The 16,433-nt window shown below is 45.0% G+C and carries 14 protein-coding genes; 13 read left to right on the top strand and 1 reads right to left on the bottom strand.

The window, feature by feature from the left end; all coding sequences use genetic code 11:
• Window positions 1-55: 55 nt before the first annotated feature.
• Complete coding sequence (locus HMPREF9429_RS06240; RefSeq protein WP_040774008.1) at window positions 56-1,612, bottom strand: DEAD/DEAH box helicase; 1,557 nt, start codon at window positions 1,610-1,612, stop codon at window positions 56-58.
• Between the two features lie 379 nt (window positions 1,613-1,991).
• On the opposite strand from HMPREF9429_RS06240, the gene secA reads away from it, so the two are divergent.
• The 13 genes from secA to yqeK all read left to right on the top strand — a co-directional run bounded on the left by secA (window position 1,992) and on the right by yqeK (window position 16,431).
• Window positions 1,992-4,487: a preprotein translocase subunit SecA gene (gene secA / locus HMPREF9429_RS06245; RefSeq protein WP_040774011.1), complete on the top strand. Its 2,496-nt coding sequence runs from the start codon at window positions 1,992-1,994 to the stop codon at window positions 4,485-4,487.
• Window positions 4,488-4,552: 65 nt separating this feature from the next.
• A protein-coding gene (prfB, locus tag HMPREF9429_RS06250; protein ID WP_407080990.1) for a peptide chain release factor 2 occupies window positions 4,553-5,666 on the top strand; the annotation gives its coding sequence in 2 pieces (ribosomal slippage) (window positions 4,553-4,609 and window positions 4,611-5,666; 1,113 coding nt in all).
• Window positions 5,666-6,346: an LmeA family phospholipid-binding protein gene (locus tag HMPREF9429_RS06255; RefSeq protein WP_006942472.1), complete on the top strand. Its 681-nt coding sequence runs from the start codon at window positions 5,666-5,668 to the stop codon at window positions 6,344-6,346. The genes prfB and HMPREF9429_RS06255 overlap by 1 nt, the downstream gene beginning before the upstream one ends.
• Window positions 6,347-6,352: 6 nt before the next feature.
• Window positions 6,353-8,410: a DUF5693 family protein gene (locus HMPREF9429_RS06260; RefSeq protein WP_232216653.1), complete on the top strand. Its 2,058-nt coding sequence runs from the start codon at window positions 6,353-6,355 to the stop codon at window positions 8,408-8,410.
• Complete coding sequence (csaB, locus tag HMPREF9429_RS06265; protein ID WP_006942474.1) at window positions 8,400-9,500, top strand: polysaccharide pyruvyl transferase CsaB; 1,101 nt, start codon at window positions 8,400-8,402, stop codon at window positions 9,498-9,500. Before HMPREF9429_RS06260 ends, csaB begins: the two co-directional genes overlap by 11 nt.
• Window positions 9,501-9,536: 36 nt before the next feature.
• Window positions 9,537-10,223: a cell division ATP-binding protein FtsE gene (gene ftsE / locus HMPREF9429_RS06270; protein WP_006942475.1), complete on the top strand. Its 687-nt coding sequence runs from the start codon at window positions 9,537-9,539 to the stop codon at window positions 10,221-10,223.
• Window positions 10,213-11,100 (top strand): permease-like cell division protein FtsX, encoded by an 888-nt coding sequence (gene ftsX, locus HMPREF9429_RS06275; RefSeq protein ID WP_006942476.1) that lies wholly within the window; start codon window positions 10,213-10,215, stop codon window positions 11,098-11,100. The genes ftsE and ftsX overlap by 11 nt, the downstream gene beginning before the upstream one ends.
• Window positions 11,101-11,104: 4 nt before the next feature.
• Window positions 11,105-12,283: a murein hydrolase activator EnvC family protein gene (locus HMPREF9429_RS06280; RefSeq protein WP_006942477.1), complete on the top strand. Its 1,179-nt coding sequence runs from the start codon at window positions 11,105-11,107 to the stop codon at window positions 12,281-12,283.
• A gap of 12 nt (window positions 12,284-12,295) precedes the next feature.
• Complete coding sequence (locus tag HMPREF9429_RS06285) at window positions 12,296-13,447, top strand: S41 family peptidase (protein WP_006942478.1); 1,152 nt, start codon at window positions 12,296-12,298, stop codon at window positions 13,445-13,447.
• 50 nt (window positions 13,448-13,497) lie between these two features.
• Window positions 13,498-14,772, top strand: coding sequence for a GTPase ObgE (obgE, locus tag HMPREF9429_RS06290; RefSeq protein ID WP_006942479.1), 1,275 nt, complete (start codon window positions 13,498-13,500; stop codon window positions 14,770-14,772).
• Window positions 14,773-14,785: 13 nt separating this feature from the next.
• A complete protein-coding gene (locus HMPREF9429_RS06295; RefSeq protein WP_040774313.1) occupies window positions 14,786-15,079 on the top strand; it encodes a YhbY family RNA-binding protein in 294 nt (97 codons plus the stop codon).
• A 157-nt stretch (window positions 15,080-15,236) separates the two neighbouring features.
• A complete protein-coding gene (gene nadD, locus HMPREF9429_RS06300) occupies window positions 15,237-15,845 on the top strand; it encodes a nicotinate-nucleotide adenylyltransferase (RefSeq protein WP_006942481.1) in 609 nt (202 codons plus the stop codon).
• Window positions 15,838-16,431: a bis(5'-nucleosyl)-tetraphosphatase (symmetrical) YqeK gene (gene yqeK, locus HMPREF9429_RS06305; protein ID WP_006942482.1), complete on the top strand. Its 594-nt coding sequence runs from the start codon at window positions 15,838-15,840 to the stop codon at window positions 16,429-16,431. Before nadD ends, yqeK begins: the two co-directional genes overlap by 8 nt.
• Window positions 16,432-16,433 lie beyond the last annotated feature (2 nt).

Consider the following 16,433-nt stretch of genomic DNA (forward strand, 5'->3'; position numbering starts at 1 on the left):
ATAAAATCCCTCGTCACGTTCTGCATGACGAGGGATTTTAATATATCTATGAAGCTTAAGATTTAAAGTAAGGCTTAAAAACAGAACGGTTCGGTTCTTTTCTTTCCTTGACTTCGCGGCGACTTTCATTGCCGGATTTACGTTCTGTTGAGCGGTGACGGAAGTTGCCGTCTTTGCTCCTGCCGGCAGGTCGACGCCCGTCTAAACGACGGTGAGAGTCCCCGGAGGGACGGCGTTTACTATTACGGCTGTTGCCGTTACGATTGCCGTGGCTACGGCGAATTCGCAGAGGAGCCTCTTCCGTAATCTTTACCGGTGTCGTATCGGGTTCTTTAATTAACAGCTTGACGGCAGCGGCTACGAGGGTAACGGAGTCATAGGTTTCCAGTAATTCTTCCGCACTGGCACGATAAGCTGTCACATCGCCTTCTTCGGCAGCTGTTGAAAGATTGCGCAGTGCCGTTTGCTGAGCACCTTCCAACGCTTCTGAGAATGACGGTGCCTTGCGACGGGAAATACGATGTTTGATGAGCTTTTCAATAGTACGCAAGTGATCGATTTCGCGGGGAATAACAAAGGTAGTAGCTTCACCGCTTTGACCGGCACGGCCTGTGCGGCCTACTCGGTGTACATAGCTTTCCGGATCTTGCGGCAAATCATAGTTGTATACGTGAGTTACACCGCTAATGTCGAGTCCGCGGGCTGCGACGTCCGTAGCGACGAGTATATCAATTGTTTTTTCACGGAACTGGCGAATGACGGAATCTCGCTTAGCCTGTGTCAGGTCGCCGTGAATACCTTCTGCCGAATAACCGCGTTTTTTCAGGCCTTCCGACAATTCGTCGACGCGGCGTTTCGTGCGAACGAAAATAATAGCCAAGTCCGGTTCCTGCAAGTCCAGCAGTCGGCAGAGAACATCGAACTTCTGGCGGTCGGCAACTTCAATGTAAGACTGTTCCACCAAGTCGATGGTTACTTCTTTAGCTTTCATGCGAATAATTTGCGGGTCTTTCAGAAAGGTTTCGGCCAACTTTTGAATGGGTGCCGGCATAGTTGCGGAGAAGAGAAGGGTTTGTCTCGTTTCCGGGGTAGCCGACATGATTAAATTAATGTCGTCAATAAATCCCATATTCAACATTTCATCCGCTTCGTCCAAGACAATGGTAGAAATGGATGATAATTTTACGGTACCGCGTTTCATGTGATCAATCAATCGACCCGGTGTTGCTACGATAATTTGCGGCGATTTACGTAAACGACGTAATTGGCGTTCCATATCTTGACCGCCGTAAATAGGCAATGCCTGCACCGGCGTATATTGAGCAAGATGATTTATCTCCTCGGCAACCTGGATAGCCAGTTCGCGAGTAGGTGACAGGATGACGGATTGCAATTCTTTGGGAGCCCCGGCTGCGAGAATTTTTTCGAGAACAGGGATGCCGTAAGCCGCTGTTTTGCCCGTACCCGTCTGTGCCTGACCGATCATGTCATGACCTTCCAAGGCTACGGGAATAGAACCTTCCTGAATGGGAGTGGGTTCTTCGAATCCCATATCATTTAAAGCGTTAATAATAACGTCGCTGATCTGTAGGTTTTTGAATTTTTCTAACATGTATACCTCCATACTAATATAAACTCTATCATTATATCATAGGTGCTGTATGAAAAACTATATTGCCAAGCCAATCTTCTTTGAATTCGAACTTTCTATATTTTATATACAGATCGGCTATAGAGACAGGTGATATGTGTTTAATGTATAAATGAATGATGCGGAAAAGGGAACCGGAAAAATCCGAAGTGTAATTTGGCAACGGTTTTCAGAAAATCAGGTTTATACAGACCCTGTTTCATGATATGGAAAGGGAAGCGAAGAAGGCTTTAAACAATGGTAAAACGGCATATTACCTTGCATTTTACGAGGTAATTAATGTATACTGTATAATTGATAAAAAATAGAGCTTTGAGTCGTACTAATTGGAGGTCGGAACGTGTTTAATAAAGTAATGCAAAGACTGCTCGGCAATAATACGGAACGTGAATTGAAAAAAATGAGACCGATTGTTCAGCAGATTAACAGCTTGGAACCGCAGATGGCGGCATTGAGCGATACATCGTTACAGGAAAAAACATTTGAATTTAAGAAGCGTCTTGCCGAAGGCGAAACGCTGGACGATATTTTGCCCGAAGCATTTGCCGTCGTTCGTGAAGCTTCACGACGCGTGTTGGGCATGAGACATTTTGACGTGCAGTTGTTGGGCGGTATTGTTTTGCATCGCGGTGATATTGCGGAAATGCGTACAGGTGAAGGCAAAACTTTGGTTGCCACTTTACCCGTATATTTGAATGCACTGTCGGGAAAGGGTGCTCATGTCGTTACCGTCAATGATTATTTGGCAACGCGTGACAGCGAAGAAATGGGACAAATATATAAGTTCCTCGGTTTGTCTGTAGGACTTATTGTACACAATCTTAACTATGAACAACGTCGTCGTGCCTATGCGGCCGATATTACGTACGGAACGAATAATGAGTTCGGTTTCGACTACTTGCGCGATAACATGGTTATCAGTAAAGAACAAATGGTACAGCGACCGTTGAACTATTGTATTGTCGACGAAGTGGACAGTATCTTAATCGACGAAGCCCGTACGCCTTTGATTATTTCAGGTCCCGGAGAAGACTCGACGGACTTGTATAAAACTCTGGCGGCTATTGTCAAGAGATTGACTCCTGAAGATTATACGATGGATGAAAAACAAAAGACCATTGCTCCTACGGAGGCGGGTGTTGCAAAGGTTGAAAAAATGTTGGGCATTGAAAATATGTTCGACAATGAACACTTGGATTTGAATCATCTGGTCATTCAGGCATTGCGGGCTAATTTCATGATGCATCGCGATAAGGACTATGTTGTAAAAGACGGAGAAATAGTTATTGTCGATGAATTTACGGGCCGGCTTATGTTCGGTCGCCGCTTCAGTGACGGCCTGCATCAGTCCATTGAAGCTAAAGAAGGTGTAAAAGTTCAGGGTGAAAGTAAAACTTTGGCGACGATTACCTTCCAGAACTATTTCCGTATGTACGAAAAATTAGCCGGCATGACCGGCACGGCAAAGACGGAAGAAGACGAATTCAATAAGATTTATAAGCTTGACGTATATGTTATTCCTACTAATAAACCGGCTATTCGTAAAGACTTACCCGATGTTATTTATAAGACGAAAAATGCCAAGTATAGAGCTGTTGTGCGTCAAGTCCAAGAACGTCACGCAACGGGGCAGCCTATTTTGGTAGGTACGACATCTATACAGCAGTCGGAAGTCATTAGTCGGCTCTTAAAGGAAGTTAATATTGTCCATAATGTATTAAATGCTAAATATCATGAAAAAGAAGCCGAAATTATTAAAGATGCGGGCCAAAAAAACATGGTTACCATTGCCACCAATATGGCCGGTCGCGGCACGGATATTAAGCTGGGTGAAGGCGTTCCCGAACTGGGCGGTTTGATGATTATCGGTACGGAACGTCATGAAAGCCGTCGTATCGACAATCAGTTGCGCGGTCGTGCCGGTCGTCAAGGGGACCCGGGGGCCACTCAATTCTATCTGTCTCTTGAAGACGACTTAATGCGTATTTTCGGTTCCGAAAATATTTCAAAATTTATGGACCGCCTCGGCATGGAAGAAGACGATCCTATTGAACACTCTATGATTACACGTTCTATTGAGAAGGCACAAAAGAAGGTAGAAGCTCATAACTTCGAAATCCGTAAATACGTGCTCGAATATGACGATGTTATGAATCAGCAACGTGAAGTCCTTTACGCACAAAGACGTAAGGTGTTGACGACGGAATCTCTGCGCGAAACCGTTCTGTCCATGCTCGATGATATTATTTTGGACGGTTTGTCAACGTATGCCAATGAAAAATTATATCCTGAAGAATGGGATTTCGGCGGTCTCATTTCTCAAATGGAGCAATATTTCCTGCCTAAGGGAACCGTGAAAACGAGTGAATTGGAAAATCTCAGCAGACAGGAAGTGCAGGAACGTTTGACGGAAATTGCCGTTAAGCTGTATGACGAAAGAGAAAAGGAAATCGGCAGTGAAACGATGCGTGAGCTGGAAAAAGCTATTATGCTGCGTGTCGTAGACAGTAAATGGATGGACCACCTCGATGCTATGGATGCCCTTAAAGAGGGGATTAATCTGCGTGCGTACGGTCAAAAGAATCCTATTGTGGAATATAAGTTTGAAGCGTACGAAATGTTTGAAGAAATGGTTGAATCTATTAAACGGACAGTCATTACTTTCTTATATCACGTACAAGTAACTTATAACCGTCCCGTGCCGCCTGCAGAAGACCATTTACAGGGGGCCAAAGAATCTTATGCCGATATCGATTCGCCCGGCGAAGTGGTAGAAGAAGCCGAGTCGCGTGATGTGCCGACAATCGGAAGAAAAGAAGGGGAAACGGAAGAGTAATTCTTCCGTTTTCTATATGTTATTACGCACTTTTAAGGACGGTGATTCTTGTGTTATTGGAAGAAATGAGAAAGCCCATAGAAGACTTACAGAACAGAATACAGGAAATCGGGGATTCACTTTAACTTAGATAAAAAGCGGGAGCGCATTCAGGATTTGGATATGCGTATGAGTGATCCCGATTTTTGGAATTCCCCCGATACGGCCAAGGCTGTATCTCAAGAGGCTACGAAGCTGAAAGAAGAGGTGCAGGGACATGACGACTTGGTTAATGAGGCCGCCGATTTGTCGGAATTATACGACTTGGCTGCTGAAGATGAAGATACTTCATTTACAGGCGAGATAGAGCGACAATATTATCGATTGGTCAAAGAATTGGAAAAAAGAGAAGTTCTTTTGCTCCTTTCAGGAGAATACGATTCTTGTAACGCCATCATGGCTTTTCATGCCGGTGCAGGCGGAACGGAAGCCCAGGATTGGACGCAAATGATTGTGCGTATGTACAGTCGATGGGCAGAACAACACGGGTACACTATTCGTATGATAGATTATCAGCCGGGTGATGAAGCGGGTACGAAGAGTTGTGCTTTTACGGTCGAAGGTGAAAATGCATACGGTTATTTGAAATCTGAAAAAGGCGTACACAGATTGGTACGCATTTCACCTTTCGATACAAACGGCCGTCGCCATACGTCTTTTACGGCTGTAGATGTCATGCCCGAGTTGCCGGACGATGCGGAAGTGGAAATAAATATGGACGATGTACGTGTCGACTATTTCCGTGCTTCAGGTGCCGGCGGGCAGCATGTTAACAAAACGAGCTCGGCTGTACGCATGACCCATATTCCTACGGGGATAGTCGTTCAATGTCAGAATGAACGCTCTCAAATTCAAAATAGAGAAATGTGCATGAAGTATTTACGTGCCAAACTCTTTGAATTGGAAGAAGAAAAAAAAGAAAAGTTGCGTGCCGAATTGACGGGAACCCAACAGTCTATTGAATGGGGCAGCCAGATTCGTTCGTACGTATTCCATCCGTATAACTTGGTCAAAGACCATCGTACCGGCGTGGAAACGAGCAATATCCAGTCCGTTATGGACGGAAACATAGACATGTTTATTGAGGGATACTTGCAGTTTTTGAAAAACAGGCGGACGGGTCATAAGGAAGAGATATAATGAGAAAACTGATTGTCTTTCTTGTCATAGTGGCCGGATTATGTACCGCTTTGCAACTTAAAGGGCAAGAGGCGGCGGAGGAAGGGCTTTATCGTTCGTTGAACGGGCGGATGAATGTAACGAGGCAAGACGTAGTCGTCAAAGTCGATCCGGGTATTAAAATGATGCTCGGACGTTTGGATTCCGTGTATGTTCACAGCGGCCCTTTTGCCATGGGTAAATTAAAGTTTGAGTCCTTTGATTGTTCCCTTTCAGGCATTCGCTTTAATCCTCTGGATTCCTTAGCAGGGCAACGGTTATATATCGGTAGTGCCGAAACGGGCAGTGTACAAGCCGTTATTTCATCATCCGACTTACAATCATATTTACAATCACGAACGGATAAAATTTCAGATGCCGTCGTTACCTTTGAAGATGACAGCGTTCATATCAAAGGTAAAGTTCGTTTAGGTAATATTTTTACGGCAACAACGGATATTACGGGCAATTTCGTAATTGACGGCACACGATTAAAGTTTGCACCTTCTCATATCGGTATTGAAGGTGCAGGGAAGTCTTACGGAACGGACAATATAGGTGCTGTTGATATTTTCGACTTCGATAATTTCCCTTTCGGGATTGTTCCTCAAAAAGTGGAAATTAAAAACAACCTCTTAATTATTCACGGTCAGGTGCAGTAGGTGGACATGATGGAAGCAGTGAGAAAAAAAGGCAAAATATATATGGTAATAGCCGTTGTTATTGCACTTATCTGTGCTATTCGCTTATGTGCGGTTCGCATAGATGTGGAGCAACGGAACATGACTATCGAACAGGCCATGGATTATGAATCGTTAATCAGTATGGCGAAGAACGACGGATATGATGAAGCGACTGTCATGCAAATGGCAAAGGATGCGGGTATCAACAGTTTCGCCGTATACGATACGACATTGAACAAGTTGGCTCAAAGAGGCGATGTTTCGCTGCTTACGGCTTTAGCGGCACAATTGTACTATCCGCAACTTCCCACGGATACATCTTTTGATTATTACGTCGTAGGTAAAAAGAAGACGGAAGTTGATCCGTATTTTGATGAAGTGAAGGAAGATTTACAGGTCCGATTAGGAAATTCGCGAGTTCGTGATTTTTCCGACGGGACCTATCGTATTTTGGGTCTTCGGGGAGCAATGCCTGATTTAGGCGATGTGAATCTGGGCATATTGTCGGCTGATGCCAATCGCATTTCGCAACAGGGGTTCGGGGTCATCTTACGGCCTACAAATTATATGAATCCCGATAAATCGGATATTGATCGCTTTTTTAAGCGTGTTGATAAGATTCACGGTGTGACGGGCATTATGTTTGTAGGTAAAGAAGTGCTGGGGTACACGGCAGATACTCAAATACGGGCTGATTTGTTGAAGTATACGGCCGATAAATTAAAGGAACGACATTTACCCTTTTATATGATTGAAGCGGCCAATCAACTCCAGTATGATCAGCAGGAAGGAATGTACTCTCTTGCCGATGCCGTTGATTACGATACAGTGCGTGTTTATGCTATGAGTAAAGATGAATTGGATAAACTGGATGAAGAAGAAGGAGCCATGCGGTTTTATATCAGTGATTTGGAGCGCAACTGTCGTGTTAATCTTTATCCCGTATATAAACGACCTTTACACGGCACTGACCGAACGACGAGAACCTTTGCTTATGTAGGCTTGAGTTCCTCCAAGTTAACCGAACGAGGATATAAGCTGGGTAAGGCATCTATTATGGACGTGTATTATCCGCAGCGACTTTTATCCGCCATCATTTCTGTCGGTGCTTTATTGGGGATTCTTTTTACGTTGAATCTCATCGTGCCTTTATCGGATAGAGTAAATCGAATATTATCGCTTTTGGCGGTTATCGCCGGTTTTGTAGGTGAATACGCCGTATCAGGGCCTCTCTTTTTGCAAGTTTTGGCAATCGGCTGTGCCGTCAGTGCTCCCGTAGCGGCCGTATTGATACTTTTGGATATATATAGTAAGCGGGAAATAAAGAAGAAGCTTTCATACTTGGCTGTCATTCGTGACGGAACAATCGGCTTGGCTTGTGCTGTTGTGATTGCCGCTATAGGAGGCATCTTTATAGCCGCTTTATTGGGGGATATTCGTTTCTTTATGGAATTCGATTTTTATAGAGGCGTTAAACTTACTTTTGTTTTGCCCTTAGTGTTGACAGCTCTTGCTTATTTACGTCGCTTTCCCTTATTGGGGATAGAGGTAGCTGACGGAAATTCGTGTAAGGAGTTTGTACGAAAGTTTTTGGATGTACCTGTACGAATGGGGACCTTGATTATTATCGGGGCTTTGGCTATGTGTGCTTACATCTTTGTCGGTCGTAGCGGTCATACGGCGGGAGTTCCCGTGCCGGGAATAGAAGTGGCTATGCGCCGCTTCTTGGAAAATGTCATGTTTGCACGTCCTAGGGAAAAAGAATTTCTTATCGGTCACCCCGCATTTTTCCTCATGGTGGCATCTATTTATAGGAAATGGCCGCAATTGTTACATTTTTTCCTGGTTATTGCTTCCGTCATCGGAGTGGGCTCTATGGTTGAAACATTTGCCCATATTCGTACGCCCTTTATACTGTCCTTTATTCGCGGAGTTAACGGCTGGTTAACGGGGACGCTTATCGGTATAGGCCTTATTGTAGGCATTGCCCTTATAGGATATTTAACATCATGGTTGGGAAAGCAGGTTCGTCATGAGCGATAAGATTGTTATTTCCGGTTATTACGGTTTTTCCAATGCCGGAGATGAAGCGATGTTATCGTCATTAATAGCCTCACTTAAAAGGACATCTCCGCAAGTTGAGATTACGGTTATATCGGGAAATCCTGCCCGTACGAGGCGTAATCACGGAGTGTATGCCGTTCATCGATTTAACCCGTATGCCGTTATTAGGGCCATTAAGCACTGTACTATGGTTATAAGCGGCGGTGGCAGTTTATTACAGAATGTTACAAGCTCTCGTAGCCTGTATTATTACTTGGCAATTATGGAAATAGCCTTATATTTCCATAAGCCGCTTATGTTGTACGGACAAGGAATCGGTCCTATAAACGGAGAGGCGGCACGCCGAGCCGTGGCTTCTACCGTATCACGTGCGACATCCATAACCGTAAGGGATGAAGAATCGAAGCATACCTTGACGGAATTGGGTGTTAATGCCGAAGATATCGAGGTAACTGCCGATGCGGTTTTATCCGTTCCTGTTCCGGATACTCGGGCAGGTGAACGGATTTTGGCATCTTATGGCGTACAAAAAGGCGAAAAGATTATAGCCTTAGCCTTTCGTGACTGGGAAGGTGACAAGGACTGGAAACGCAGTCTGGCTGAAGGGGCCGATAGATTGGCAGATAAATACGGATGTCGTGTTGTCTTCATCCCTATGCAATATGCGGCTGATGTTTATACTGCCGAGAGTATTGCAAAGATTATGCATTCTTCGCCCGTCGTTTTGACAGACGAATATAGGACTGAGGAGTTCATGAGTCTTATTGCCTGTGCGAATCTGGTTATTGCCAATCGCTTGCATGCATTAGTATTTGCAGCCGTAACGGGTGTTCCCGTAACGGCTGTTTCGTACGATCCTAAGATCGACGGTTTTATGGCTCATATAGGGGCTAAGGTGTGCTGCACCATGGAATCTTTAACGACGGAAATACTGACACAGGCCGCCGGATGTATGTTGGAACAGGGCGGTTTTTCCGAAGACGTTTGCCGGCGGATTCAGGAACTGAGAACTCTTTCAGATAAAAATAATTCCCTTGTTTCTCGTATTTTACGGACCTGCCGAGTATAATGGCAATGGAAGAATGCCACATAAAGGAGTATATGTATGATAGATTTTAAAGAAGTATCGAAAGTATACGACAACGGATCGGTTGCCTTGGATAAGATTAATATTCACATCGACAAGGGAGAATTTGTTTTTCTTGTCGGAGCCAGCGGCGCCGGTAAATCGACATTTATCAAGTTGCTGTCTCATGAAGAATTGCCTACAAAGGGAAGCGTTATTGTTGACGGAACGGAAGTGAACCGCATTAAGAAGAGCCGTGTTCCTTATTTGCGACGCAGTATGGGTATCGTATTCCAGGACTTCAGGTTGTTACCGAATAAAACGGCAGCGGAAAATGTATCCTTTGCTATGGAAGTTATTGAGACACCGCGCCGTATTATGAAGGAACGGGTTAGGACTGTTCTCGATCTGGTAGGTTTATCGGGTAAAGCCGATGAATTGCCGCAAAACCTGAGTGGCGGTGAACAGCAACGTGTTGCTATTGCACGGGCTATTGTAAATAGACCCCTCTTATTGATTGCCGATGAACCGACGGGAAATCTTGACCCGGATACATCCAAGGGAATTATGGATATATTCACTAAAATCAATCATATGGGGACGACAGTACTTATGGTAACGCATGACAAACAAATGGTTGACTTAATGAATAAACGCGTTATTGAAATTGATAACGGTCGTATTGTACGTGACGAATTGAAGGGGGGCTACGGTAATGAAAATTAGGACCATGAACTATTATATGGCCGAAGCCTTTACTTCCTTTAGAAGAAACAGCTTCATGTCCATTGCTTCCATTGCAACGGTTGCTTTGGCACTGTTTATTTTAGGCCTCTTTTCTATGCTGGCTGCCAATCTCGATTATTTTGCGGACAACTTGGAAAATCAGGTGGAACTCAGCGTATATTTGAAAGATGATTTGACGACGGATCAAGTCATGGCTGTAGGCCGACAATTAAAGGAATTGCCGGATGTAAAGGAAATTGCCTTTACTAACAAAGACCAAGCCATGGACAAAATGAAAGAACGTATGAAGGACCAGCCGGGTATTTTGGATGCCTTGGGAGGTAAGAATCCGTTACCCACATCGTACGAAATCACCTTTAACAATCCGGAGTCGGTTAAGTCAGCAGCTGTTTCAGTGAAGGATATTAAGGGTGTAGAAAGTACTCACTACGGTCAGGACATTATTGAACAGTTATTTAAGATTGCCAATGTCATCCGTTGGGGCGGGGTTGTCCTCATCGTGTTCCTGGCTTTTGCGACTTTGTTTATTATTTCCAATACCATTCGGTTAACCGTATTTGCTCGCCGTAAAGAAATCGGTATTATGAAGTATGTGGGTGCTACGAACTGGTTTATTCGTTGGCCTTTTCTCTTGGAGGGTCTGTTACTCGGGTTCATAGGCGGACTCATTGCCGATATAGCCCTGTTTCAATTCTATGAGTTCGTGACCGTATCAATTCACGAATCCTTGGCGTTCTTGCCCTTAGTAAGCTTTTTCCCGTTCATGTATCAGTTGGCAGGCGGGCTTCTCGTCATCAGTATGATTATCGGTGCTATCGGCAGTACGATTTCATTAAAACGGTATATGAAGGTGTAACTATATGAAAGATACGCTTATTACGAAAAAAAGATTGGCCGCCTTGGCTGCCGCTGTCCTGCTCATGCCTTGTTTTATGACCTTTGCGGAAGATGAAGACTTACAAGGACAGCTTTCTGACGTACAGAGTCAAATGGAACAACAACAGCAGAAAAAAGGGGCTGCCGAAGTTACGATCGGTAGTGTGTCCGAAAGACTGCGGGCCATTCAGGACGCTCTTGATACGGCTATGAAAGAATATAAATCCATTACTCAGGCAATTACGGCAACGGAAAAGAAAATTGCCGATACACAAAAAGAGTTGGATAAGGCGCAGAAAGAATTGGAATCCAGACAGGGAGTACTCAGCAAGCGTATTCGCGATATTTATATGCACGGTCAGTTGAATTATCTGGATGTAGTTATCGGAGCCAAGGACTTTAATGACTTTGCCAACCGTGTTGAATTGTTGCGCCGTATTATAGCGGCCGATATGGATTTAATTTCCAACATCCGAGATGAACAGAGTCGAATCTCGGAAGCCAAGGCGACATTGGAAAAAGAACATGAACGTCAGGCACAGTTGCAGGCGCAATCGGCAGCCAAAAAGGATGAAATTGAAAAGCGCAAGGCGGAGCAACAGGTCTTATTGGCTCAGGCCCAAAATGACAAGGCTACGGCTGAAGCGGCTCTGGCTGAATTACAAGCGTCTTCCAATGCCATTACGGCTATGTTGCAACAACGTGCGGCCGCACGAGCTGCCGCATCCTCGGCGGGCGGGGGTGGAGGCGGAGCCGTCTCTTATCAGGCAGTCAGCGGTTCAGGTGTATTCATGTGGCCTGTAAGCGGCCCTATTACATCGCCCTTCGGCTATAGAGATCATCCTATTTTCGGCAGACAGATTCTACATGCCGGTATCGATATCGGTGTTGATGAAGGTACGCCCGTAGCGGCGGCCGATTCAGGGGTTGTTGTCGACGCCGATTGGCTCGGCGGTTACGGTTATGCCGTCATTATTGACCACGGTAACGGATTATCTACCGTATACGGTCATAATTCATCGCTGAATGTATCGCCCGGACAGAGTGTGTCCAAGGGGCAGATTATTGCTTATTCAGGTTCTACCGGTAATTCGACGGGTCCTCATGTACACTTTGAAGTGCGTTCGGGCGGGGAACCGGTTGACCCCATGGGATATTTATAAGAGGTACGGGGAATGAAAGTAAGAAAGGTACTTTTAAGAATTATTGCCTCTGTATTGGCACTGTTTTTTACGGCCAATGTCCTTATCTGCAGTCTCTCATATGCCTATCTCGGTGATCCTTTAGGGCTGTTTAAAATTATCAGAGTTGCGCAGATTGTTAACAACCACTATGTGTCGGGCGTGGACGGTAAGAGCCTTTTAAGCGGGGCTTTAGAAGGATTGGTTGCCACTTTGGATGACAGACACACGCTTTATTTGGGGGGCGATGATTTCCGTGAGTTTACGGAATCTACCAATGCGGCTTACGGCGGTATCGGCATCTATCTTTCTCAAACGGATGAGAAGAAACCCTTTGTAGCCGGATTGATGGAAGGCATGCCCGCAGAGGCAGCCGGCTTGGAACGGGGCGATATCATTACAGCCGTAAACGGTGAGTCTGTCGACAGTATGAAGCTTGAAGATATTTCCAAGCGGATTCGCGGTCCCGTAGGCACGAATGTCACTTTAACCGTTTCGCGTAACGGTGAAGAACGAGATTTCGACGTTGTTCGCAAAGAAATTACCATTAAGACCGTAGCATCTCGCATGATGGAGAATAAAGTAGGATACATTCGCATAGCGTCTTTCAGTTCGGGGACGGCGGAAGAGTTTGCCGAAGCCTATAAGGCTTTGAAAGAAGATGGGATGACGGGATTGATCGTTGATGTGCGCAATAATCCCGGCGGTTTGGTAGATCAGGCTGCCGGCGTCGCCGACTATTTATTGCCTGAAGGCAGTACGGTTGTAACCTTTTCACAACGAAACGATGAGGATCAAGTGTTTACGACAAAGGCTGCAGGTGTTAAAATACCTTTAGTCGTACTGGTGAATGAAAATTCCGCCAGTGCTTCGGAAATTTTGGCCGGTGATGTACAAGACCTTCATGCCGGCGTGATTATCGGCACGAAGACGTACGGGAAAGGAACGGTACAGGCTGTATATCCCGTAGATGATGACAGTGCCGTTAAAGTAACTATTGCCAAGTACAAGACGGCATCGGGAAGAGAAGTAGACGGAACAGGTATTGAACCTGATGTTGTAGTGCCCTTAGAGGCAAATGATAATACGGATTACCAGTTGCAAAAAGCACTGGAAACGATTCAATCCATGCAGGAGAACAGATAGACTCGGACGCGGTATATCTGTATACCGCGTTTTTTTATAAGGAGAGTACCATGTTTATAGACAGAGCAAGAATTTTTGTCCAGTCCGGTAAGGGCGGCGACGGTATGAGCAGCTTTCGTCATGAAAAGTATGTTCCCAAGGGCGGACCTAACGGCGGTGATGGCGGTCGAGGCGGCAATGTTGTCCTCGTGGCGGACCGCAATATAAATACGCTTGTCGATTTTCGCTATCGTCGACTTTTTAAGGCTAAACCCGGCGGTAAAGGGGCGGGCAGTAATAAGTACGGTGCCAATGCGGATGATTTGATTATTCCTGTTCCTGTCGGCACTATCGTTAAAGATGAAGCATCGGATAAAGTGATGGCCGACTTAAGCTTTGACGGCCAAGAGGTCATTGTGGCGGCCGGAGGTAGAGGCGGCAGAGGTAACTATCATTTTAGAACCAGTGCCAATAGAACGCCGACCTTTGCCGAAAAAGGAGAACCCGGTGTAGAACGGTGGCTGCGTTTGGAATTAAAAGTATTGGCGGATGTAGGCCTTTTAGGTTATCCCAGCGTAGGTAAGTCCAGTATTTTAAGGAAGGTTTCGGCAGCCCAACCGGAAGTGGCGGCCTATCATTTCACAACCTTACACCCTATCCTTGGCGTTGTCGATTTAGAAGATCAGCGCTCCTTTGTTATGGCCGACATTCCGGGGCTTATTGAAGGGGCCGGAGAAGGTGTCGGTTTAGGACATGACTTCTTACGGCACGTTGAACGAACGAAGGTCCTGGTTCATGTATTGGATATAGCGGAAACGGAAGGCCGTGACGCTGTTGAAGACTTTGAAACGATTAATGCCGAATTGGCCAAGTATAGTGAAAAGTTGGCGAAGAAAAAGCAAATTGTAGCAGCTAATAAAATCGATCTTTTGACAGAAGATGATGAAAAATTAAAACGCTTAAAAAAATATATGAATGAACAAGATATAGAGGTATATCCCGTTTGTGCCGTCAGCGGTGAAGGCTTGCATGAATTGCTGGAAAGGGTTTGGACTTTAATCGGTGAATACGAGCCTGAAGCCGACGATTCGGATGAAGAAGTATTGTACAAGCCGGAAGTGAAGGCTGACTTTGAAGTTTCGCGTGATGACGACGGAGCCTTCGTAATTACGGGTATGCGTATTGAACGCCTTGTAGCCATGACAAATTTCGATGATGACCAATCCGTTCGTCGTTTCCAACGGATTTGGCGTTATATGGAATTGGATAAAATGCTGAAGGAAGCCGGCATAGAAGACGGCGACACGGTTCGTATTTATTCCACAGAATTCGAATATCATCAATAAAGGAGATACTATGCTGACAGGAAAAGATAAACGTACGTTAAAGGCCATGGCGACTCATTTGCCGTCAGTCGTACAAATCGGTAAAGACGGACTTTCCGATCCGGTTATTGATAGTACGCGTGCCGTTCTTACCGCCAGAGAGTTAATTAAAATTCATGTTTTAAACAATGCGGACTTGGATATAAAGGACGTAACGGCGGATTTGGCGGATATGCTGGGAGCGGAAACGGTACAAACTATCGGCCATTATGGAGTGCTGTTTAAAAAGAAAAAAGAAAAATCGAAGTTCGATTTTATTAAGGCATAGTCCGTCATTATGGGTATACGGGTTATTTGCGGATATCTAAGAACATTAAGACAGTACGCGTCATCACCGAAAACGCAATATGAATACAAGCATTATGCTCTATTCCTGCTCATGATGGGGATAGTCGTATTCTTTCTCTGGGGAGGCATCTATTTGTATGACGGTTAAAAGACGTATAGGCCTTATGGGAGGTACGTTTAATCCCATACATATGGGACATCTGATCATAGCGGAAGAAGCGAGAGAAAAATTTGCCTTGGAAAAGGTGGTTTTCATTCCTTCATATATTACGCCCAACAAAGAAGTGGAAGCAGCTCCGGCTGAGGAGCGATTGCGTATGGTAGAATTGGCCGTAGAGTCCAATCCTTATTTTTCGGTAAGTGATATGGAAATACGGCAAAAGGGCATGTCGTATACGGTAAGCACTTTAAGGGCCTTAAAAGAGCTGTACGGAGATGATTGGGAGCTGTATTTTATTTCAGGAACCGACGCAGTAGCGAGTCTTCCCCTGTGGTATCAACCGGAACAGATTTTAACCTTATGCCGCTTCATAGGGGCTGTCAGACCCGGAGGAATACAAAAGGCCGAAGAAGTTGTCGCTTCGTTTAAAAAGAGGGGAAAGAATATTGAACTCTTACCTGTCCCGGCAATAGACATATCGTCTACGGATATACGCAATCGCATTCGAAACGGCAAATCCGTACGTTATATGGTGCCTGAAAAAGTATATACTTATATAAAAGAGAAGAGGATGTACAGTGAATAAAAAGCTGCGTGAAAAGATTGTAGAAGATATGAAACAAAGGTTATCGGCTAAACGCTTTAAGCACGTGTTGGCCGTTGCCGATGCGGCGGTCAAGCTGGCACATCACTACGGACAGAATGAAGAGAAGGCGGAGTTGGCGGGACTTTTGCATGATGCCGCTAAGGAAGAAAGCTTGAAATGCATGCAGGATTCGGCACGTATCTTGTACGGTTCCACGTTGGATGACGAGGTCATGCAACGTCCCGAATTGTTGCACGGATATGCGGCGGCAGCTTACGCCTCACTAACGTATAATATATTTGACAATGACGTACTTCGAGCCATTGCTTACCATACGACGGGGCATATTGAAATGTCCCCTTTGGAAAAAATTATTTTTCTTGCCGATTATATTGAAGTGAATCGTGATTTCCCCGAAGCGGAAGAGCTTAGAAAAATAGCCTTTATAGACTTGGATCGGGCAGTTTTAAAGGGATATGATACGACTCTGGACTATTTAATTAAACAGGAAAAAGCTATTTATACGGGAACGGTTGCCAACAGAAACGCTTTGTTGGCGGAAGTGAAAAAAGCGGACGGAGTATAAAC

It is taken from the genome of Megasphaera micronuciformis F0359 (assembly GCF_000165735.1).
Classification (GTDB): Bacteria; Bacillota; Negativicutes; order Veillonellales; family Megasphaeraceae; genus Megasphaera; species Megasphaera micronuciformis.